This window comes from Achromobacter colocynthidis (assembly GCF_057334535.1).
The window spans coordinates 105,571-125,862 of sequence record NZ_JBHFIZ010000023.1 but is presented as its reverse complement, the minus strand read 5'-3'; the positions used below and the strand labels follow the sequence as shown (position 1 = coordinate 125,862).

Genomic DNA, 20,292 nt, shown 5'->3' with positions numbered 1-20,292 from the left:
CGATTCTAAAAATAAGGGAAAATATCGAATTGTGTCCGAATAATAAAAGCTGGTGGCATTGGGGAACACAGCAGACACAAACATCCATGATCAGGCGAACCGCGGCGCGAACCGTCTATCAGGCAAGAAGCAAAAGAAAAAGCGCCCCCATCCCGTAGAAAGCCCCGGAGAGCCATTCGTCATGCGCACTACCATTACGCTTGCCGCCAATGAAGCGGCAACCATTACCGAAAAAGAAGCCGGCCATAGCGGCACCTACGCCGAAGTCACGCTGGGCCAATACGCGCATCTGATCATTGACGGCGCTGAAGTCGCCTTCAAGCACATCACGCTGGAACGCCTGGGCAGCCGGGTGATTGAATTGCGCAATGGCGCCCAGCTACAAGTGGGCGCGCTGGGCTTTGCCAGCATGGGCGCCAGCATCGTGTACCGCATCGGCGTGGGCTGCGCACTGACCTTCGACGCCAGCCAGTGGGACCCCGAAGTGGTCGCCAACACCACCTTTGATTTCGCCAGCCAAGGCAGCGGCGCGCTGAAGTACTTTCCCTTCATCAACCCGGAATGGCTGGACTGCCCCAACGTAACCGGCTATTCGGAAGGCGACCTGCTTGAGATCGCAGGCCAAGGCAGCGCGCAGCGTTTCCAGGTGCGCGACGGCCGCATCGTGGCGGGCGCGCGGTCGGCCTGAGCCTTTACGGAAAGCGGCTGCGGCGGGAGTAGCAGCGGGCGCAGCAGCATGGATGGCAACGCAATGCGCCGCCATCCGGCAAGCACCTACTACTCTTGCGCCAACGACGCCAGCGCTTCGCGCACGCGCGTCAGTCGCGCATCCGCATCGCCTTGCCCACCCTCGGGCGCTTCGGCAACCGCCACGCCGTCAATGACGACCGTGTAGCCCTCACCCGCCACTTGCAGCACCTGATCGGCCGATTCCGATTGCAGGCGGCGCATCAAGGCGCCCGCTTGCTTGGGGTCGGCAAAACGCTGCGACAACAGCAGTTCTTCACCGTCAGCGCCTAACAGGCGGAAGCGGAAGCCGCCCGTGTCGTCACGGAAGCTGACGAAACGCGCGCCCTTCTCCTTGTCCTTCTTGCCTTGCGGCTTGCCGGACACGGCGCCCGCGTTCAGATTGCGCAGGCCCACCGCCACACGCAGTTCCTGCATCAACGGCAGCGCCTGCTTGCGCGCCTTGTCGGCGCCCGCTTGCAGGATGTCTTCGATGCGGCCCGGGTTGGCGATCAGCTCCACATACTTTTCGCGCATCGGCGCCAAGCGATTTTCCAGGTGCTCGTAAAGCGCCTGCTTGGCGTCACCCCAGCCCATGCCGTCTTCCAACTGCTTGCGAAACACCGCCGATTCCGCCTGTGTGGCGAACGCGCGGTACAGCGTGTACAGGTGCGAGCTTTCGGCATCCTTGGCTTCGCCGGGCGCGCGGGAATCGGTCACGATACGCATCACCGACGCGCGCAGCGCCTTGGCGCCGCCTTCGAACAACGGGATGGTGTTGTTGTAGCTCTTGGACATCTTGCGGCCATCCAGGCCCGGCAAGGTTGCAACGTCTTCCTCAATGGCCACTTCAGGCAGCGTGAAATAGTCGCGTCCGTACAGATGGTTGAAACGTTGGGCGATGTCGCGGGCCATCTCCAGGTGCTGGATCTGGTCGCGGCCGACCGGCACGCGGTTCGCGTTGAACATCAGGATGTCCGCCGCCATCAGCACGGGATACGAGAACAAGCCCATCGTGACGCCGTCGTCCGGGTCCACGCCCTTGGCCACGTTCTGGTCCACCGACGCCTTGTAGGCGTGCGCGCGGTTCATCATGCCCTTGGCGGTGACGCAGGTCAGCAACCAGCACAGCTCGGGAATTTCCGGGATGTCGGATTGGCGGTAGAACGTGACCCGTTCGTGATCCAGGCCGACTGCCAGCCAGGTCGCGGCGATTTCAAGGCGGGAACGCGCCACGCGGGCCGGGTCATCGCACTTGATGAGTGCGTGGTAATCGGCCAGGAAGAAAAATGCGTCCACACCCGGCTGCGTGCTGGCCTCTACCGCGGGCCGGATGGCTCCGGCGTAGTTGCCAAGGTGGGGAGTGCCAGTGGTGGTGATGCCGGTAAGGACGCGGGTATTCATGGGGCGAAGAGGCGTGTGCGAGGGGAAACGAGCAGTGTAACTTGCCGCAGCCACCGTGGCTTGGCGGTTCAGCGCCGCACTTGCCGGGTCAGGCCGTGAATACCCGGCATGCCTGGGCATGGCTCGGCATGACGGCGCAAGCCCCCAAAGATTGCCTTGCCTACCAGACCGCCAGCAGCGGAGCCGCCAGCGCGCAAACCCCGCCCGCCGTCAACGCCGCGCGCGGACGGAAGGTCAGGAACCAGATCAGCAGCAGGCCGGCGATGCTGAGAATGCCGATCCATTCGACCGTGCCGTAGCTCCAGCCCCACACCGTGGCGGACGCATAGAGCGACAGGGCCAACGCGATCCAGCCGAACACGCGCAATGGCACGCGGTGGCGGCGCGGCATGGCGCGGTCGAACAGGTCTTCGTAGTGACGATCCATGCCCAGGCACAAGGCGGAAAAGCCCGCGTAGGCCAGGCAAAAAGCGGCAAGCGTCATGGCGTATCACCTCGCGGTTCGTAAACGGCGGCGTTGGGGGCAGCCTGGGCCGGGGACGCCGCGGCGGCAGCCTTGGCTGGAGCCTTGGTTGGCGCCTTGGCAGGTGCCTTGGCTGGCAAGCGACGGGCCCGCGCCGCCTTGCGCGACATCCAGGCAAACAGCACGGCGCTGGCCAGGCAGGTCAGGTCGAAACCGGCCATGACCCAATCCCCTTCGGGCAAGGACACCCCCAGGTGGCGCGACGTGGTCAATGCGTTGACCACCGGCACCAAGGCCAGCGCGGCGGCGGCGATGGCCAGCAGGTCTTGCCACTTGCGATGCTGAAAAAGAAAGGCGTAGACCAGCGACAAGGCCCAGGCCGAGAAGAACGCGCGTGACTCCCAGAACTGGCGCCCCGGCAGATCCACGGGCAGCAGCCGGTTGGCCAGGAAAAACGCAGCCACGCCAAATACCACGCCCGCGATGGTGCCTGCGTTCAAGCCATCAACCAGCCGCAGCGAAAAGGCTTCGCGCGTATCTTGCGGACGCGCCTTCTGGCGCCGCTTGGCAATCCACAACACCAGCCCCGTGCCCACCATGCCGGTGCCCGCCAGGCTGACCAGGAAATAGAACCAACGCAGCAGTGGTTCGGCGAAAAGGCCCAGGTGCAGGCCGGTAATGGTGCCGGCGGTTCTTGCGGTCGCGCCGAGCGTGTCCTGGCCTTCAAGCAACTGGCCGGTCACGCCATCAAAACGCTTCCAGGGCGCCATCAAGCCAAACGACACCCCATCGGCGGCGGCGCGCGTCAACGTTACGGTGGCGCCGGCATCGCCGGGGTTGTTGACCGTGATGCGGCCCACGCGCCCATGCCACTGCTGCTGCGCCTGCTCGACCAGCGGGGCAATCTGTATCAGGGGCGCGGGCTGGTTCAGCGGCGGCGTCACCTTGAATGACTTGAAGACATCATCCGTGTACTGGCGCGGGTTTTCATAGACGGCCTTGATGCCTGCCGGCATCAGCATCACCATGAACAGCACCAGGCCGCTGAAGGTGATCATCAGGTGGAACGGCAGGCCCAGGACCGACAGCACATTGTGGCCGTCCATCCAGGCGCGTTGCCCGCCCTTCTTGGGGCGAAAGGTGAAGAAATCCGTGAATATTTTTTTGTGCGTGATGATGCCGCTGATGATCGCCACCAGCATGAACATGCCCGCAATGCTGGCCAGCCAACGCCCCCATGGGAACGCGGTCTCCAGTTCGAAATGGAAGCGGTAGAAGAATTCGCCGCCGCGCGTTTCGCGGCCGGTGACGGCCTGGCCGTTGGCCGGGTCCAGCTTCACGCGCACGAATCCGCGCTCGCCCGGCTTGGGCTTGGGCACTTGGTACAGCAGCAGGATCAAGGGCTCGCGATTCGACGGCGGCGTGATGAACCAACGCTTGGCGTCGGGCGCATGCTCGGCCAGATAGCGCTGCGCCACCTCGACCGACTGCACGGCGGGCGCCGACTTCACCTGGATCTCAGGCTGCATCCAGTGCGTGATCTCGGGCCGGAAAAAAGCCAGCGACCCGGTCAGGAACATCGCGAACAGCACCCAGCCGAAAATCAGCCCGGCCCAGGTATGCAGCCAGGACATCGACTGGCGCAGGCCCTCTTCACCCTGCGCTTTGACCTTCCCTGCCTTCATGCCGCCCCCATCGAGCGACCTGCCAGGAACAAGCCGCCCAGCAGCAAGGTCGGCACCAGGATGCCGGCCCAGGCGCGCCAGGCGTTGCGCGTGGCGAACACCCAGATCACGCCGCAGGCGTAGACCACGAAGGACAGCATCTGGGCCGTGGTAACGGCGTCTGCCCGCCCCATGGGCAGCCAGACCGCCAGGCAGGCCGCAGCCGCCGAGGCCAGGGCATAGCCGCCCAGAATGGCGGCAACCGCCCTGGAAAATACGGCCATGCGATAGCGCATCATGCCTGCGCCGGCTGCGGGAGCTTTCACTTGTTCACATTGAAGGTCGTGGTGGAAACGTAGCGGATCTTGGCGTAGGACTTGCCGTCCGCCTCGCCCGCCTTCTCTTGGACGTGGGCGGCTTCCAGCACGTACTGGCCCGGCCACGGGGTCGTGATTTCGATGCGGCCGTTCTCATCGGTCCAGAAGCGCTTTTCCCATTTCGGAGGGCCGAAGACGGTCACTTCCGTCTTGGCCAGCGGCTTGCCTTCGAAATTCAGGACAAAGCTGTTGGCGCCGGCGGCGGTGGGCACCAGTTCCAGGTCCAGCTTGGCCTGCGTGTCGGTGCGGCCGACCTTGGCGCCGTACTTGACCAGCGTTTCCTTGAACTGCATCGGCTGAGCCAGGCGCACATCGCCCTTTCCGGTGGCTGCGAATTCAACGAAATCCGCGCCCTTGCCCGAGGCCTTCAACACGGTGCCGTCGGCGGCCGTCACCACCGGCGACACCATGATCTTGCCCAGCAGGCCATCCTGCTTCTCGCGCACGTCGTCGGCCCATTCGCCGAAGTACGCCTTGGCCGGGCCCTCGGCCCCGCGTTCCAGCCAAACAAAGTGCGCCTGCGCGGCGCCCGCGCTGCCCATCAGGGCAATGGCGGCCAAAGTCCTAGCAAAAGTCATTCTGGTTCCTCTGGTTTTTAGTCTGATAAAGACAACAGGCAAGCCCCGCGGCCGATGCCTGTTTTTTATCGGCCTGAATTATAACCATTCTCACTACGACAGCCATCGAAATTTGGGCCGGAACGCCAAGCGCTGGTAAACCCCCATTCTTTTAAGCAGCGAATTAAATATATTAACGATATATCTGAAGCCACCCCACCGCACGTGAACTCAGGAGTTCCTCATGACGCACCCTCGCTGGACAGGCATCTTCCCCGCCATCACCACGAAATTCCACGCCGACGAACGGATCGACGCCGAAGGCACCGCCAAGCACATCGATTTCCAGATCCGCAACGGCATCCATGGCGTCGTTACCTGCGGCTCCCTGGGCGAAGCCAGCACGCTGACGCTGGAAGAAAAGCTTCAGGTCGCCAAGATCGCCCTGGAAGCGTCGGGCGGCCGTGTGCCGGTGCTGGCCAACGTGTCCGAGACCAGCACGCGCGAAGCGCTGCGGTACATCGAAGGCGCCAACAAGCTGGGGGTGGCGGGCTTCATGGTCATGCCGTCGCTGATCTACGTAGCGGACGCCCGCGAGGCCATGCTGAACGTGCGCACCATGGCCGAAGCCGCGCAGCAACCCATCATGGTCTACAACAACCCGCTGGCCTATCGCGTGGACCTCACCCCCGCCCACATGGCCGAGCTGGCCGACTGCAAGTGGCTCGCCGCCGTCAAGGACAGTTCGGGCGACACCCGCCGCGTGACCGATCTGCGCAACGCCGTGGGCGATCGCTACCAGATCTTCCTGGGCGTGGACGACCTGGCCTATGAAGGCCTGGCGCTGGGTTGCGATGGCCTGCTTGCCGGCGTGGGCTGCGCGTTTCCTCGTGAAACCGTCGCCCTGTACGACCTGATGAAGGCGGGCAAATTCGCCGAAGCGCTGGCGCTCTATCAATGGATGACGCCGCTGCTGCATCTGGACGTATCCACCAAGCTGGTCCAGAACCTGAAGCTGATCGACGCCTTGGTCGGCGTGGGCACCGAGCACGTGCGCCGCCCGCGCCTGCCGGTAATCGGCGAAGAACGCGCCCTGATCGAACGCGTGGTGGCACACGCCCTGGCGACCCGCCCCGCGCAGTACCAGTCGGTGCCCTGATCGCGACGCCCGCCCGGGCGATGGCCGGCATTGATAACCCCCAGAAATTGCCTGCGATGTCATGGAGTTATCGCTAACTCGTTCGACCAAAAAAATGCGTGGCGTTGCGGTCTCTACGACACGACGCCACGCGTTTAATTGCCTAGACTAGCCCGTTCGATTCTCGTTCGTCCGCCGGCAAGCCACGCGTTGTCAGGCCGTTTGCCCGCTGCACGTCCACAACTTCTGCACAAGGCGCGTCAATGAATCAGATCCGTGTCATCGACTCCCATACCGGCGGTGAACCCACCCGGCTTGTCGTCTCCGGCTTTCCCGATCTGGGCACGGGCGACATGGCCGAACGGCAACGCCGCCTGGCCGACAAACACGACGCATGGCGCGGGGCAACCGTCCTGGAGCCCCGCGGCAGCGACGTCATGGTGGGCGCCTTGCTTTGCCCGCCGCAGAACCCGGCCAACGCCGCCGGCGTGATCTTCTTCAACAATGCCGGGTACCTGGGCATGTGCGGCCACGGCACCATCGGCCTGGTCGCCACCTTGGCCTACCTGCGCCGTATCCAGCCCGGCGTGCACGGCATCGAAACCCCGGTGGGCACCATCCGCGCCACCCTGCACGAAGACGAATCGGTCAGCGTGCGCAACGTGCCCGCCTACCGGCTGCGCGAAGCCGTAGGCGTCGACGTGCCCGGATACGGCACGGTGGTTGGCGATGTGGCGTGGGGCGGCAACTGGTTCTTCCTTGTCAGCCAGCACACGCAACGCGTCGCGCCCGACAACCTTGACGCCTTGACCCAGTACGCCTGGGCCATCCGCCAGGCCTTGCAAGCGTCGGGCATCACGGGCCGCGACGGCGCGCCAATCGATCACATCGAGCTGTTCGCGCCCGACCCCAACGCCGACAGCCGCAACTTCGTGCTGTGCCCCGGCAAGGCCTATGACCGTTCGCCTTGCGGCACCGGCACCAGCGCCAAGCTCGCCTGTCTTGCGGTGGACGGCAAGCTGGCGCCGGGGCAGGTCTGGCGGCAGGCCAGCGTCATCGGCAGCACCTTCCAGGCCAGCTATGAAATGGACGGCGCGCAAATCATCCCCACCATCCGCGGGCGCGCACACGTCTGCGCCGAGTCCACCTTGCTGATCCAGCCCGACGACCCCTTCGGCTGGGGCATCCGGCTCTAAGTGCTGACCGCCAACGGAAGCCTACGCATGCCACACCCTTCAAAAGACGTCCTGATCGTCGGCGCGGGCATTATCGGCGCCGCCTGCGCGCACCATCTGGCGGGCGCGGGCCTGTCGGTGCATGTCGTGGACGCCCGCCTGAAAGGCGCCACGCAGGCCGGCATGGGGCATCTGGTCGTCATGGATGGTTGCCTCGCCGAACTGGCACTGAGCAGTTTGTCGATGAACACGTGGCGGCAGTGGGGCCCGCGCATGAACGCGGCGGACCCGGCCTGCGCCTATACCGAATGCGGCACCCTGTGGGTCGCCGCCGATAGCAACGACATGGCCGAAGCCGAACGCAAGCAGGCACGGCTGCGCCAGCACGGGGTCGCGGCCACGCTGCTTGACGCCCAGCAACTGGCCGAGGCCGAACCCTTCTTGCGCGCCGGCCTGGCTGGCGCCCTGCACGTCCCCGGCGACGGTCTGGTGTATGCCCCCAACGCGGCCCGCTGGCTACTGACACATGCGCCACCGGGCGTGTCGTTCGAGGCCGCGCACGTCGGCAAGGTCGACGGCCAAGGCGTCGTGCTGGCCGATGGCTCGCGCCGCAATGCCGGGGTCGTCGTGCTGGCGGCGGGCATGTCGGCCACCCGCCTTTGCGACGACCTGCCGCTCACCCCCAAAAAAGGCCATCTGGCCATCACCGACCGCTACCCGACGGGCATCCGCCATCAACTGGTCGAGCTTGGCTATATGGCCAGCACCCAGCAGCGCGACGGCGCCGCCGTCGCATTCAATGTGCAGCCCCGGCCCACCGGGCAACTGCTGATCGGCTCGTCCCGCCAAGTCGGACAAGCCGATTCCGACATTGATCCCGTGTTGCTGTCTCGCATGGTCAAGCGGGCCATCGACTTCCTGCCGGGCCTGTCCGGCATGAACCTCATCCGCACCTGGACCGGCATCCGGGCCGCCACGCCCGACGGCTTGCCCTTGATCGGTCCGCACCCTGCCCGCCCCGGGCTTTGGCTGGCGTTGGGCCATGAGGGGCTTGGCGTCACCACCGCGCCAGCCACCGCCGCCTTGCTGACCGCCCTGATGACCAACGCAACCCCGCCGCTGGCGGCCGCGCCCTTTGCACCGTCCCGTTCATTTGACGAGGTAGCGCCATGACGTTTCCGCGAAACACCGCCCGCCTGCGCATCCACGTCGACGGTCAGCCGATGCGCGTGGCGTCCGGCAGCAGCGTCGCCGCCGCGCTGGCCACCAGGTCGCCCGGCAACTCGCGCATATCGGTATCCGGCGAAAAGCGCGCGGCATTCTGCGGCATGGGCGTCTGCCATGAATGCCGGGTCCTTGTCGACGGCCACCTGCGCCTGGCTTGCCAGACGCGCTGCCAGGAAGGCATGCGCGTGGACACGGTGTTCGAACACGCCGGCCCCGCCTGCAACGCCCCCGCGCAAGAGGTTGAACATCCGGCCTGCGACCTGCTGATCATCGGCGCCGGCCCCGCGGGCATGTCCGCCGCGCTGGCGGCCGCGCCCAGTGGCCGCGCCATCGTGCTGGTAGACGACAACGCCGCTCCGGGCGGCCAGATCTGGCGCGATGGCCCGAATGTCTCATTGCCCACCCCGGCCCGCCACCTGCGTGAACAACTGGCGCGGTACTCGAATATCACGCTGCTCTGCGACACCCGCGTCGTCGGCATGGCCGGGGTGCCAGGCCAGCCGGCGCTGATGCTTGAAAACGCGCGCCACGGCTGGGCCCAGCGCTATGGCACGCTGATCCTGTGCACCGGTGCTCGCGAACTCCTGCTGCCCTTTCCCGGCTGGACGCTGCCCGGCGTGACCGGCGCCGGTGGGCTGCAAGCCTTGGTGAAGGCCGGCGTGCCGCTGCGCGGCAAGCGCATCGTCATCGCCGGCACGGGGCCGCTATTGCTTGCCGCCGCACGCGCCGCGCATCAAGCGGGCGCACGCGTCGTGCGTATCGCCGAGCAGGCCGACTGGCGCGCGCTGCTGCGCTTTGCCTATCGCTTGCACCGTTGGCCCGCCAAGGCCGCGCAAGCCGCCGCGCTGTTCAGTCCGCAATACCGTACCGGCAGCCACGTCCTGGAAGCCACCGGCGACGGACGCGTGCAACACGTGCGGCTGCGCCGCGCCGATGGCGAAGAAGAAATCGCCTGCCATCGGCTGGCCTGCGGCTTTGGGCTGGTGCCCAATATCAAGCTGGGCCAGATGCTGGGCTGCGCGCTGGACGCGCACGGCGGCCTGCAAGTGGACGACATGCAGCAAACCACCGTGCCCGGCATCTTCGCGGCAGGCGAATGCACGGGCATTGGCGGCAACGAACGCGCGCGGGTACAGGGCACGCGAGCCGGGCATGCGGCGGCGGGCGAACTGACCCAGGCCGCGCGCCTATCCAAAGATCTTGCCCGTTGGCAGAGCTTCGCCGACGCGCTGCGTGAACCCTTCGCGCTGCGAGCGCCGCTGTTGTCCCTGGCCCGCCCCGCCACCTTGATCTGCCGTTGCGAAGACGTGCCGCAATCCGCGTTGGCCCCACACCGCAACTGGACCGACGCCAAGCTGCACACGCGTTGCGGCATGGGCGCCTGCCAGGGCCGCATCTGCGGCGCCGCCACCCGGGCGCTTTATGGCTGGCAGCCCTCGCCCCCCCGGCACCTGCTTGCGCCGGCCCGCATCGACACGCTGGCGGCCATCGCATCCACATCCGGCAAATCGTTCGACTAAGGAATCCTCATGATGAACACTCTGGACGCTCATATCGCGTTCGCGCAAGGCTTGGCACAAGAGGCGCGGCAAATGTACGCGCCCTATCTGCGCCACGTCGTGGGCGTGGACACAAACGTCGCAACGTCCCACTTGCCACAGACCGATATCAAGCCGGACCGCAGCCTTGTCACCGCGCTGGACCACGCCATCGAAGCGCACCTGCGCGCGCGCATCGAAGACGCCTATCCCCAGCACGGCATCTACGGAGAAGAAGGCGGCACGGTCCGGCTGGACGCCGAGCACATCTGGGTACTGGACCCCATCGACGGTACCGCGCCCTTTCTTGCCGGCGTCCCGGTCTTTGGCACCTTGATCGCGCTTTTGCAGCGCGGCACACCCGTGCTGGGCATCATGGATTTTCCCGTCACCGGAGACCGCTGGGTGGGCGCCGCCGGACGCCCGACGCTGCATCACGGCGCCCCCTGCCACACGCGCGCTTGCGGCCACCTGGGCGACGCCATGCTCAGCACCAGCAACCCGGATTTCTACGCGCCCGACGAACTTCCGGCGTTCCAGGCGCTGCGGGAACGCACGCGCTGGCGTATCTATGGCGGTTGCTGCCTGGCGTATGGCCTGCTGGCCGCCGGCCGCACCGACATCGCCATCGACGCCCGGCTGGCGCTTTACGACTACGCGCCCTTCATCCCCGTCATCCAGGGCGCGGGCGGCGTCATTACCGACTGGAACGGCCGTGCGCTCGGGCTGGACAACCCGGCATCGCGCATCCTCGCCGCGGGCGACCCGGCGCGCCATCGGGAGGCCTTGCATCTGGTGCGCCAGGCAATGGATTGATGCTTCCCCTCAAACACCCCGCAAGCACCAGGAGCCCCCGGGCATGGACATCCGCATCGAGAAACTCTGCATTTCGTATGGCAACCAGCGCGTCATCGACAGCCTGAGCCTGGATATTGCCCCCGGCGCCTTCTTTACCTTGCTGGGCCCCAGTGGCTGCGGCAAGACCACCCTGCTGCGCGCCATCGCGGGCTTTACGCCCATTGCGTCCGGCCATCTGCTGTTCGGCGGGCGCGACGTGACCCGTCTGCCGGCGCACCAGCGCAACATCGGCATGGTGTTCCAGGACTACGCCCTGTTTCCCAACCGCAGCGTGTACGACAACGCCGCGTACGGGCTACGCGCAAGAAAAGTGGCGCCCGCCCTGATCCAGCAACGGGTGGCCTCGGCGTTGGACCGGGTGGGCCTGGGGCAATATGCGGCAAGGCTGCCGGCCGAACTATCCGGCGGCCAACGGCAACGCGTGGCGCTTGCCCGCGCGCTGGTCATTCAGCCTCAAGTACTGCTGATGGACGAACCGCTGTCGAACCTGGATGCCAAGCTGCGGATCCAGGTGCGCCAGACCATCGCCGAACTCCAGCGCGAGGCCGGCATCACCACCGTCTTCGTCACCCACGACCAGGAAGAAGCGCTGGCGCTATCCGACCAGATCGCCGTCATGCAGCAGGGCCGCGTGGCGCAGCTCGGCACACCACGCGACATCTACAGCGCGCCGGCCAGCGGCTATGTGGCGGACTTCATTGGCGCGGCCAATCTGCTGCCCGTGCAGTGCCACGCGCTTGAAACCGGGCCGGTGCAATTACAGGTGGACGGGCACGCCGTGGCCGCGCATGCCCCCGTGCCCGTGGCGGGCCAGGCCGTGCTGGTGGCGCGTCCCGAAGACATCATGCTTTCCACTACGCCGGGCGCCGGCGTGCCCGCGCGGATCCTGGCGCAGCAGTACCTGGGCATCAAGACAAACTACCGCGTCGAACTGCCCAGCGGCCGCCATATGAATGTGGATGTGCACGGCGACCCGATCGCCTCGCTTGCCAGGGGAACCAAGGTCGATCTGGTATTCAACCCACAAAAAACCTTGGTGTTGGCATCATGAAGCGCCTGGTCCCCATCCTGCGGTCGCCGTGGACCTGGTTGTCACTGGCGGTACTGGCGGTGCTGCTGGTGTTCCTGGTCTGGCCCGTGCTGAACATCTTGTCGGCCAGTGTGCTGGCGCGCAGCGACGAAGGCCTGTCCGGCTGGCAGATCATGCTGTCGGATCCGCGTTACCCGCGCGCCATCGGCAACACCTTGCTGCTGGGCGCGGGCGTGACGCTGCTGGCCGTCGCCATCGGTGTGCCGCTTGCGTACCTGACGGCGCGCCACCGCTATCCCGGTAAAGCGCTGGTGTCGATCCTGCCGTTGATCACGCTCATCATTCCCGAAGTCATCGGCGCGCAGACCTGGCTGATGATCTTGGGCAATAACGGCGTGCTGACACGCGCGCTGCGCGATGGGCTGGGGCTGGACCCGCCCTCTTTCTATGGCTGGCCCGGGTTGCTGACGGTCATGACCTTCACGTATTACGCGTACATCTACATCGGTACGCTGGCCGCCATCCGAGGCTTTGACGCGCAGCTTGAAGAGGCCGCCCAAAGCCTGGGCACGTCGCCGCCCGTTTCACGCCTGAAGGTCATGGCGCCGGTGGTGATGCCCGCCGTGCTGGCCAGCGCCCTGCTTGTCTTCACCATGGTCGTGGGCAATTTCGCCACGTCGATGATTCTTGGGCACCGTGTCGAATTGCTGTCGGTATTGACCTATCAGGCGTCCGTATCCGAGACAGGCAGTGACCCGGTCATGCAAAGCACGCTTGCCACCACGTCGATTGGCCTGGTGATGCTGGCCCTGTTCCTGCAACGCTGGATCGTGTCGCGCGGCCGTTATGAAATCACCCAGGGGCGCACCGCGCCCGAGACGCCGATACGGGGGCCGGGCGGGCTGGCGATGGCGGGCGCGGCGCTGGCCGTGATGGCGCTGTCCATGTTGCCGCTAGGCACGCTGGCCGTCGGCGCGTTCACCCGCGCGCACGGCCCCGTCATGCGCTGGGGCGAATGGACGGTTGCGCATCTGGAACGGGTGCTGATCAACGCCCCGGGCCCGGTGCTCAACTCCGTTTTGTTCGCAGGCGCCGCCACGCTGATCGCCATCGCCTTCAGCACGCTGGCCAGCTACCTTATCGTCAAGAAGCGCAACGTGTTGACGCCCTGGCTGGACTACCTCAGCTCCATTCCGCTGGCGCTGTCCGGCACGGTGATCGGCATTGGCCTGTTGATGACCTTCGGCCATGGCGCGTTCGACCTGTCCGGCACCGCTTCACTGATCGTGCTGGCCTACATCGTGCGGCGGCTTCCCTTTGGCGTGCGCAACGCTTCGTCCACGCTGTTCAACCTGCCCGACTCCATTGAAGAGGCGTCCATCAGCCTGGGGGTGCCGCCATTGGCGTCCTTCATCAAGGTGGTGCTGCCCTTGATGGCGCCCGCTATCGCGGCTGCCGCCGTGCTGACCTGGACCACCAGCGTCTCGGAACTGAGCGCCTCGGTCATTGTGTATTCGCCCGGGCATGAAACGCTGCCCATCCAGATTTTCCGCTTGATCGACAGCGGCCTGATGGCGCAGGCATCGGCCTACGGCCTGGTGCTGATCACGGTGATCCTGGCGCCCGTGCTGCTGGCCACCCGCGTCTTCAACATCCGGCTCTTTGCCTGAGACCGGCTTACTCACCTTCCCATCAAAGGAATCGCCATGATCCAGCTTCCCGCTTTCAACCGACGCCAGATGCTCAAGATGCTGGCCGTCACCGGCGGCATCGGCGCCCTGCCCACCCAGGCGCTGGCCCAGCGTGCCGAAAAGGTCGTCCTGTACACCACGCTGAACGCGCAGTCCGTCGAGACCGCCAGCGACATCGCGCGCGACGTGCTGCCCCATATCAAGCCCAGCACCGTTGCGGGCGGCAGCAGCCAGTTGCTCAAGCGGATCGAAGCCGAAGCCGGCCAGCCTAAAGGCGACCTTTTCTGGACCTCCAGCGCCAACGTCATGCATGGCTACCGCGCCCTGTTCGAGCCTTACCGTTCTGAACATATCGACGCCATTCCCGACGATCTGCACGGCCCCGACGATCTCTGGATGGCCGCCAACCTTCATATCGTGGTCGGCATGATCAACGCGCGGCACGTGCCCGGCGCCGCGCCGACGTCGTGGGCGGACCTGACCGACCGTCGCTTCAAAGGCAAGGTCATCATTGGCGACCCCGGCAACAGTTCCACCGCCTTCACCGCCTTGTGGGGCATCGAGCGCGTACTGGGCACCGAAGGCTTGAGAGCGCTGGCGCGCAACGTCACCGTGTCCAGCGCGGCATCGCATGTGGTGCGCAGCGTGGGCCAGGGCGAATACGCGGTGGGCATCACTTTCGAGTCCACGGCCTACCCCTATGTGGCGGGCGGCCAGAAAGAGATCGGCATCATGTACCCCACGGACGGCACCTTTACCGTGGCCGACAACATGGCCATGGTAAAGAACGCGCCCAACCCGGAAGCCGCCAAGCGCATGTACGACTTGCTGCTGTCGCGCGAGATGCAATTGGCGCTGTTGCAAAACGCCTACCGCCGCCCCAGCCGCAACGACATCGACGTCAGCAAGCACCTGGACATGCGGCCGCTTGCCGACATCAAGATCGTGTCGGTGGACGAAGCCGAAGCGGCAGCTGGCCGCGAAGCCTTTCTTGCACGGTGGCGCGCCTACCTCGCCCAGGCGCGCAGCACCTGACTTCTTACCAGCGATAACGCAGGCTGGCCTTGACCGAACGCTGATAGCCATACCAGCACCAGGAATCCCCCGAGCAAGACGCGATGTATTCCTTGTCGAACAGGTTCTGGACGTTCAAGGCCACCTGCATGCCCTTCAACGACGGCGACACCCGGCCCAGGTCATAGTCCAGCATCAGGTCCACCAGCGTCACGGACGGTACCTTCATGGTGTTGGCCTCATTGACAAACGACGAGCCGATGTAGCGCACGCCGCCGCCCACGCCCATGCCCGCCAACGGTCCGTCCTGCAATTGGTAGCGCGCCCAGGCGGACGCCTGCTGCGACGGCACGCCGGCCGGCGATTTGCCCTTCAGGTTCAAGCCCGCCAGGTTGGGGTTGGCCTTGGAGTACTCGTTGTTCATCAAGGAATACGCGGCCACCACCGTCAGGCCACGCATCGGTTCGCTCTTGGCTTCCAGTTCGATGCCCTGCGTGCGCAGTTCGCCCGCCTGGATCGAGCAACGCCCGCCCGCCGTGCCGCAGATGTGCGTGGGATCGGGATCGGTCGTCGTCATGTTCTCGCGCCGGATGTCGAACGCCGCGAACGACAGCAGGGTTGCGCTGCCAGGCGGCTGGTACTTGATGCCGACCTCGTACTGATTGCCCTCGATGGGCTTGAACGGCGTGTTCTGCCAGCCCGTGCCCGACTGCGGCTCGAACGATTCCGAGTAGCTGAAGTACGGCGCGACGCCATTGTCGAAGTTGTAAATCACGCCCAGGCGGCCCGTGAACTTCTCGGCGTTCAAGGAAGACGGCGCGACGCGGCCGGTGGCAATCGTCGTGGTCTCACCCACGTTGCGAGACCAGTCGTAGCGTCCGCCCAGCAGCACCGACAAGCGATCAATCTTGATCTGGTCCTGGAAGTACAGGCCCGCCTGGTACTGCGTGGAGGTGGCGTCCGTCGAGAACGCGGGGGTGGCGATGCGCTGGTGATTGTCCGGGTTCAGTACATACAGCGGCGGCGCGCTGCCATAGCCGGCCAGCGTGTCGGTCTTCACGTGCTGATAGTCAAAGCCCAGCAACGCCGTGTGGCCGAAGCGGCCGGTATTGAAACGCGCCTGCAGATTGTTGTCGATGGTCAGCGCGCCCACGTCCACGTCCGTGGCGATGGATGCGCGCTGCTGGTACAGGTAGCGCTTGTCCGTGTAGCCGTAGTTGTTCGTCATGGCGCCATAGACGCTGCGGTACTGAGCCTCGGACCGCGTCCAGCGCAGGCTTTGCGTGGCCTTGAACGTGTCGTTGAAGCGATGGTCCAGCACATAACCCAGCGAATAGCTCTTGCGATCGCTCTTTTCGAAATTGGCGTCGCCGTCGTAGTAGTTGGCCGGCAGGCGGATGCCGTCCGGCGCCGACAGCAGCGTGCGCATGGCCGGCACGGTGCCGTAAGAGCCCATGTCCGGGTCGCGTTGGAAGTTGGTCAGCACCGTCAGCGAGGTGTCGCCATTGGGCTTCCACGTAAAGGCCGGCGACACGAAATAGCGCCGTTCCTTGGTGTCCTTGACCTGGCCGTCCGACATATAGCCCGCGCCGACCAGGCGATACAGGTACTTGCCTTCCTCGTCCATGGGGCCGCCAAAGTCAAAGTTGGCGCGGCGGTAATCGTAGTTGCCGACCTGCACCTCGACTTCGCGCAGCGTCTCTTCCAACGGACGCTTGCTGACCTGGTTCACCACGCCGCCCGGGCCGCCCTGGCCATACATGACCGAGGCGGGTCCCTTCAACACGTCCACGCGCTCCAGGCGGTAGGCGTCCACTTGCGGCAAGGCGTCACGGCCGCCGAACACGCGCAAGCCGTCCAGATAGGACGACGCCGAAAAGCCACGCACGCTGAACTGGTCCAGGCGCGTGGCGGTGGCGCCGCGCGATTCAGTGGCCACACCCGCCGTATAACGCAAGACCTGGTTCAGCGTTTGCGCGCCTTGCTCCTTGATCTGTTCGCGCGTGATCACCGACACCGATTGCGGCGTTTCGATCAGCGGCGTGTCGGTCTTGGTGGCGCTGACGCTGGCGCTGGCCACATAGCCCACGGTGGGCGCCAACGCGCTTTCCGACATGCCCGACACCGTCACCGGCGCCAGCACATGCGCGTCGCCCGAGACCGGCGCGGGCGCCAGCGTCCAGGTATTGCCCGACTGCGCACGCGCCTGCAGGCCGCTGCCCGACAGAATCCGCGCAAAGCCCGCACCGACCGAATAGGTGCCGTTCAGCCCATCGGAATGACGGCCGCGCACCAATGCCGGGTCGAACGACAGCACCACGCCCGCCGTGCGCGCAAACTGCGTCAGCGCATCGGCCAAGGCCCCGGCGGGAATCTGGTAGCCGCGCTGCGCGTTGACGGAGACTGGGGCGGCGGCGGGCGCGGATTGCGCCCACACGGCCGGCATGCCGACGGCAAAGGCGCCCGCGCAGGTGGCGGTTAGCACGGCCTTGCGGCCAGCCGTCAATGTGGTGCGCATGCGCGGTTGAGATGAAGCAGACACGAAACTCTCCCTGTACGGTGATCTATCTCTGCCTTTCCGTACGGGAAACGAAAACCTGCAATGCGTCGGGCAAAAAAGTTTGTAACGGTCAGATCTGGCGCGGTCCGACCTGCAACCAGTACTGAGTGTGCCGACTGACGCTAATGGGTAGCGCGGGTTCAAGCGCCTTGAGCGCGCGTTCGGCATCGTCCAGGGGAAAGACGCCTGATAGCCTCAGCCCTGCGACGGCCGGGTCCACCCGAATCACGCCCACGCGCTGGCGCGCCAGATGGCGCGCGAAGTCATCCAGACGCCATTCCTTGGCGACCACCAAGCCGTCCACCCAGGCCAGGCGGTCCGGGTCCGAGGCCTTGCGCACGACTTCAGGCGCGTCTGAGAAAGCCAGCCGTTCGCCCGCGCTGGCTTGGGTCCAGGCCCCGTCGCGCAGCAACGCGACGCTGCCCTCATACACGCCCAAGCGCGAATCCGTATCTGTGCGGCGCAGGTCAAAGCGGGCGCGCTCGGCTCGCAGTTCGCCGTGGCCCGAGTCCACGCGCAAGGCATCGACGCCAGAACGCGGCTCGGTATCGACCAGCATCTCGCCGCGCAACAGGGCTATGCCACGCTCGCTGCCCGACACGCGCACGCGCACCGCGCTGTCGCTGTTCAAGGTGATGCGCAAGCCGTCGGCCAACGCCACGCTGCGGCGTTCGCCCACGCGCGTGCTCAAGTCGGCCGCCAGGCGCTGCCAGGGCGTGTGCCGATAGCCCGCCCACCCCATCGCGGAAATTGCGCTAACCCCGAGCAGCGACCGCAATACCGCGCGGCGCCCCGAAGACGCCGGGGCATTCAGCGCTGCATGCGCCAACGGCGAAGGCACCCGCCGCGCGTCGCGGCCGATCGCTTCCAGGCGTTCCCAAGCCTGCCGATGCGTGGCATCCGCTTCCAACCAGGCGCGACATGATTCCCGGTCGTGCGCGTCGGCCACGCCGCTTTGCAGCTTGGCCCACCAGGCAATGGCCTGGCGCACGACCGGGTCCGGCGGCATGCCGTGCGCGGCGTTATTCATAGAACGCCGCATAGCACGCGGTCATCGCGCGCACCATGTACTGTTGTACGGAACTCAGGGAAACGCCCAGGCGTTGTGCGATGTCGGGATAGGTCAGCCCATCCAGCTGCGACATCAAGAACGCGGCGCGGGCCTTGGGAGGCAGGCCGTCCAGCAAGTGATCCAGCCGCATTAGCGCCTGCAGTTGTTCGGCCTGCGTCTCGGGCGACGGCGCATAGGCCTGCGGCAGCGTGGAAAGATAGCCAAGGTAGGCGTATTCCAGCGCGGCGTGGCGCTGGTGGTCCACCACCAGCCCCTTTGCAATCGTGGTCAACAAGGCGCGCGCGTCATGGGCGCGGACGGCCTTGCGCCCCTGGATCACCCTGACGAAGACATCTTGCGCCAGGTCTTCCGCGCGGTGGTCGCAACCCAGCTTGCGGCGCAGCCAGCCGAACAGCCAGGGGCGATGCTCGCGATAGAGACTATCAACGCGGCTATCGACGCGGCTATCGACGCGACCATCGACGAGGCCATCAATGGCCGCGATGGCGGCGTCGGCACACGGGGCCGATGAGGAAAGAAAGGGGGAAGGCACGATTGAGACTGCGGTGCGGGACCTGAAGTCTCAAAATGTTAAGTGATAATGACTTGCATTACCAATGCTATCTTCAGGCGGCCCGCGCCATGCGGGCCGCTTGCGGCATTACTACAACGTCGCGGCCAACCGGCGTTCGGATTCCAGGTATTCGCGCGACTGCATTTCCAGAATGCGCGACACGGTGCGATGGAATTCATTGGCCAGCGCGCCTTCCGTGTAGATCTCTTCAGGTTCGCACTCGGCCGACATGATGAGCTTGACGCGGTGGTCGTAGAACACGTCGATCAACCATGTGAAGCGACGCGCTTCGGACGCCTGGCGCGGCCCCATCTTCGGCACGCCGGACAAGATCACGGCATGGAAGCGGCTGGCCAGTTCCAGATAATCATTCTGCGAACGCGGGCCGCCGCACAGCGTGGCGAAGTCGAACCACACCACCGCGCCCGCCAGCGCCACCGCGCGAATTTCGCGGTGCTCGATGTGCAGCAGGGGTTCTTGCGGCGGCGTATCGGCCAGGCTGTCGAAGGCCTTTTGCAGCGCGGCTTGCGCGCGCTCGTCCAGCGGCGTGTGATAGCACTGCACCTGCTCGAGCGAACGGCGGCGGTAGTCCACGCCGGCGTCCACGTTCAGCACGTCCATGCGCGACTGGATCAACTTGATCGCCGGCAGCACGCGGTCGCGGTGCAGGCCGTCGGTGTACAGCGTGGACGGCTCGTAGTTGGACGTCATGACGAACGACGTACCGTACTCGAACAGCTTCAACAGCAGCCGGTGCAGGATCATGGCGTCCGCCACGTCCGACACATGGAACTCGTCAAAGCAGATCAGGCGATAGCGCTTGGCGACCCGCTTGGCCACTTCATCCAGCGGGTCCTGCATGCCCTTCACTTCTTCCAGCTCGCGATGCACGCCCCGCATGAATTCATGGAAGTGCAGCCGCGCCTTGCGCACGACCGGCACGGTGGCATAGAAGGCATCCATCAGGAAGCTCTTGCCGCGCCCCACTCCGCCCCACAGATACACGCCGCGCGGCACGTCGGGCCGATTCAGCAGCTTCTTCAGCGCGTTCGAGCGCATCGACTTGAACTTGACCCATTCGTCGTAATAGCGCTGCAAGCGGTCGATGGCCTGCTTTTGCGCGGCATCGGGCTTGTAGCCACGTTCGGCCAAGGCGTGTTCGTAGTATTCGCGGACGTTCATGGGGACTTAGTTCAACCAAGCAAAATGAAAAAAGGGCGGGTCCTTGAACCCGCCCCCTGTCTA

Annotated in this window: 18 protein-coding genes; 9 read left to right on the top strand and 9 right to left on the bottom strand. The window is 65.6% G+C overall.

The features are described 5' to 3' along the window. Positions 1-181 precede the first annotated feature (181 nt). On the top strand, positions 182-688 hold the full coding sequence (locus ACE04A_RS08475) for a hypothetical protein (RefSeq protein ID WP_259251798.1): 507 nt from the start codon (positions 182-184) through the stop codon (positions 686-688). Between the two features lie 89 nt (positions 689-777). Here the strand turns inward: ACE04A_RS08475 and ACE04A_RS08470 are convergent, their stop codons facing one another. The 5 genes from ACE04A_RS08470 to ACE04A_RS08450 all read right to left on the bottom strand — a co-directional run bounded on the left by ACE04A_RS08470 (position 778) and on the right by ACE04A_RS08450 (position 5,212). Continuing rightward, on the bottom strand, positions 778-2,130 hold the full coding sequence (locus ACE04A_RS08470) for a tryptophan--tRNA ligase (protein ID WP_448718524.1): 1,353 nt from the start codon (positions 2,128-2,130) through the stop codon (positions 778-780). A 160-nt stretch (positions 2,131-2,290) separates the two neighbouring features. Continuing rightward, positions 2,291-2,614: a DUF3325 domain-containing protein gene (locus ACE04A_RS08465; protein ID WP_100857230.1), complete on the bottom strand. Its 324-nt coding sequence runs from the start codon at positions 2,612-2,614 to the stop codon at positions 2,291-2,293. Further along, positions 2,611-4,278, bottom strand: a complete 1,668-nt coding sequence (locus tag ACE04A_RS08460) for a PepSY-associated TM helix domain-containing protein (protein WP_448718525.1) — start codon at positions 4,276-4,278, stop codon at positions 2,611-2,613. The genes ACE04A_RS08465 and ACE04A_RS08460 overlap by 4 nt, the downstream gene beginning before the upstream one ends. Next, positions 4,275-4,556 (bottom strand): DUF3649 domain-containing protein, encoded by a 282-nt coding sequence (locus ACE04A_RS08455; RefSeq protein ID WP_259252644.1) that lies wholly within the window; start codon positions 4,554-4,556, stop codon positions 4,275-4,277. Before ACE04A_RS08455 ends, ACE04A_RS08460 begins: the two co-directional genes overlap by 4 nt. A gap of 23 nt (positions 4,557-4,579) precedes the next feature. Then, entirely contained in the window at positions 4,580-5,212 is a 633-nt protein-coding gene (locus ACE04A_RS08450) for a DUF4198 domain-containing protein (protein ID WP_259251801.1), read from the bottom strand. Positions 5,213-5,435: 223 nt separating this feature from the next. On the opposite strand from ACE04A_RS08450, the gene ACE04A_RS08445 reads away from it, so the two are divergent. The 8 genes from ACE04A_RS08445 to ACE04A_RS08410 all read left to right on the top strand — a co-directional run bounded on the left by ACE04A_RS08445 (position 5,436) and on the right by ACE04A_RS08410 (position 14,883). After that, entirely contained in the window at positions 5,436-6,350 is a 915-nt protein-coding gene (locus ACE04A_RS08445; protein WP_100857234.1) for a dihydrodipicolinate synthase family protein, read from the top strand. Between the two features lie 242 nt (positions 6,351-6,592). Beyond that, on the top strand, positions 6,593-7,525 hold the full coding sequence (locus ACE04A_RS08440; protein ID WP_448718527.1) for a 4-hydroxyproline epimerase: 933 nt from the start codon (positions 6,593-6,595) through the stop codon (positions 7,523-7,525). Positions 7,526-7,552: 27 nt separating this feature from the next. Next, complete coding sequence (locus tag ACE04A_RS08435; protein WP_448718528.1) at positions 7,553-8,677, top strand: NAD(P)/FAD-dependent oxidoreductase; 1,125 nt, start codon at positions 7,553-7,555, stop codon at positions 8,675-8,677. Then, complete coding sequence (locus tag ACE04A_RS08430; RefSeq protein ID WP_485820040.1) at positions 8,674-10,251, top strand: FAD-dependent oxidoreductase; 1,578 nt, start codon at positions 8,674-8,676, stop codon at positions 10,249-10,251. The genes ACE04A_RS08435 and ACE04A_RS08430 overlap by 4 nt, the downstream gene beginning before the upstream one ends. Before the next feature lie 9 nt (positions 10,252-10,260). After that, the gene (locus ACE04A_RS08425; RefSeq protein ID WP_448718530.1) at positions 10,261-11,085 is read left to right on the top strand and encodes an inositol monophosphatase family protein; all 825 of its coding nucleotides are present in this window, start codon (positions 10,261-10,263) and stop codon (positions 11,083-11,085) included. Between the two features lie 43 nt (positions 11,086-11,128). Beyond that, positions 11,129-12,178 carry an ABC transporter ATP-binding protein gene (locus ACE04A_RS08420; protein ID WP_259251807.1) on the top strand — a complete coding sequence of 350 codons (1,050 nt, stop codon included), beginning with the start codon at positions 11,129-11,131 and terminating at the stop codon, positions 12,176-12,178. Further along, positions 12,175-13,827 carry an ABC transporter permease gene (locus ACE04A_RS08415; protein ID WP_438857608.1) on the top strand — a complete coding sequence of 551 codons (1,653 nt, stop codon included), beginning with the start codon at positions 12,175-12,177 and terminating at the stop codon, positions 13,825-13,827. The genes ACE04A_RS08420 and ACE04A_RS08415 overlap by 4 nt, the downstream gene beginning before the upstream one ends. 36 nt (positions 13,828-13,863) lie before the next feature. Further along, a complete protein-coding gene (locus ACE04A_RS08410) occupies positions 13,864-14,883 on the top strand; it encodes an extracellular solute-binding protein (protein ID WP_448718532.1) in 1,020 nt (339 codons plus the stop codon). Positions 14,884-14,887: 4 nt separating this feature from the next. On the opposite strand, the gene ACE04A_RS08405 is transcribed toward ACE04A_RS08410, so the two are convergent. The 4 genes from ACE04A_RS08405 to zapE all read right to left on the bottom strand — a co-directional run bounded on the left by ACE04A_RS08405 (position 14,888) and on the right by zapE (position 20,229). Beyond that, entirely contained in the window at positions 14,888-17,380 is a 2,493-nt protein-coding gene (locus ACE04A_RS08405; RefSeq protein WP_448718689.1) for a TonB-dependent siderophore receptor, read from the bottom strand. Positions 17,381-17,492: 112 nt separating this feature from the next. Beyond that, positions 17,493-18,452, bottom strand: a complete 960-nt coding sequence (locus ACE04A_RS08400; RefSeq protein WP_438857610.1) for a FecR domain-containing protein — start codon at positions 18,450-18,452, stop codon at positions 17,493-17,495. Then, on the bottom strand, positions 18,445-18,978 hold the full coding sequence (locus ACE04A_RS08395; RefSeq protein ID WP_404976449.1) for a sigma-70 family RNA polymerase sigma factor: 534 nt from the start codon (positions 18,976-18,978) through the stop codon (positions 18,445-18,447). Before ACE04A_RS08395 ends, ACE04A_RS08400 begins: the two co-directional genes overlap by 8 nt. Positions 18,979-19,137: 159 nt before the next feature. Continuing rightward, positions 19,138-20,229 carry a cell division protein ZapE gene (zapE, locus tag ACE04A_RS08390; RefSeq protein ID WP_259251813.1) on the bottom strand — a complete coding sequence of 364 codons (1,092 nt, stop codon included), beginning with the start codon at positions 20,227-20,229 and terminating at the stop codon, positions 19,138-19,140. Between the last annotated feature and the right edge of the window lie 63 nt (positions 20,230-20,292).

What these genes read in the sequence shown, in the direction of transcription:
- ACE04A_RS08475 (WP_259251798.1), top strand. Translation starts at nt 182, where the DNA reads ATGCGCACTACCATTACGCTTGCCGCCAATGAAGCGGCAACCATTACC.
- ACE04A_RS08470 (WP_448718524.1), bottom strand. Translation starts at nt 2,130, where the DNA reads ATGAATACCCGCGTCCTTACCGGCATCACCACCACTGGCACTCCCCAC.
- ACE04A_RS08465 (WP_100857230.1), bottom strand. Translation starts at nt 2,614, where the DNA reads ATGACGCTTGCCGCTTTTTGCCTGGCCTACGCGGGCTTTTCCGCCTTG.
- ACE04A_RS08460 (WP_448718525.1), bottom strand. Translation starts at nt 4,278, where the DNA reads ATGAAGGCAGGGAAGGTCAAAGCGCAGGGTGAAGAGGGCCTGCGCCAG.
- ACE04A_RS08455 (WP_259252644.1), bottom strand. Translation starts at nt 4,556, where the DNA reads ATGATGCGCTATCGCATGGCCGTATTTTCCAGGGCGGTTGCCGCCATT.
- ACE04A_RS08450 (WP_259251801.1), bottom strand. Translation starts at nt 5,212, where the DNA reads ATGACTTTTGCTAGGACTTTGGCCGCCATTGCCCTGATGGGCAGCGCG.
- ACE04A_RS08445 (WP_100857234.1), top strand. Translation starts at nt 5,436, where the DNA reads ATGACGCACCCTCGCTGGACAGGCATCTTCCCCGCCATCACCACGAAA.
- ACE04A_RS08440 (WP_448718527.1), top strand. Translation starts at nt 6,593, where the DNA reads ATGAATCAGATCCGTGTCATCGACTCCCATACCGGCGGTGAACCCACC.
- ACE04A_RS08435 (WP_448718528.1), top strand. Translation starts at nt 7,553, where the DNA reads ATGCCACACCCTTCAAAAGACGTCCTGATCGTCGGCGCGGGCATTATC.
- ACE04A_RS08430 (WP_485820040.1), top strand. Translation starts at nt 8,674, where the DNA reads ATGACGTTTCCGCGAAACACCGCCCGCCTGCGCATCCACGTCGACGGT.
- ACE04A_RS08425 (WP_448718530.1), top strand. Translation starts at nt 10,261, where the DNA reads ATGATGAACACTCTGGACGCTCATATCGCGTTCGCGCAAGGCTTGGCA.
- ACE04A_RS08420 (WP_259251807.1), top strand. Translation starts at nt 11,129, where the DNA reads ATGGACATCCGCATCGAGAAACTCTGCATTTCGTATGGCAACCAGCGC.
- ACE04A_RS08415 (WP_438857608.1), top strand. Translation starts at nt 12,175, where the DNA reads ATGAAGCGCCTGGTCCCCATCCTGCGGTCGCCGTGGACCTGGTTGTCA.
- ACE04A_RS08410 (WP_448718532.1), top strand. Translation starts at nt 13,864, where the DNA reads ATGATCCAGCTTCCCGCTTTCAACCGACGCCAGATGCTCAAGATGCTG.
- ACE04A_RS08405 (WP_448718689.1), bottom strand. Translation starts at nt 17,380, where the DNA reads ATGCGCACCACATTGACGGCTGGCCGCAAGGCCGTGCTAACCGCCACC.
- ACE04A_RS08400 (WP_438857610.1), bottom strand. Translation starts at nt 18,452, where the DNA reads ATGAATAACGCCGCGCACGGCATGCCGCCGGACCCGGTCGTGCGCCAG.
- zapE (WP_259251813.1), bottom strand. Translation starts at nt 20,229, where the DNA reads ATGAACGTCCGCGAATACTACGAACACGCCTTGGCCGAACGTGGCTAC.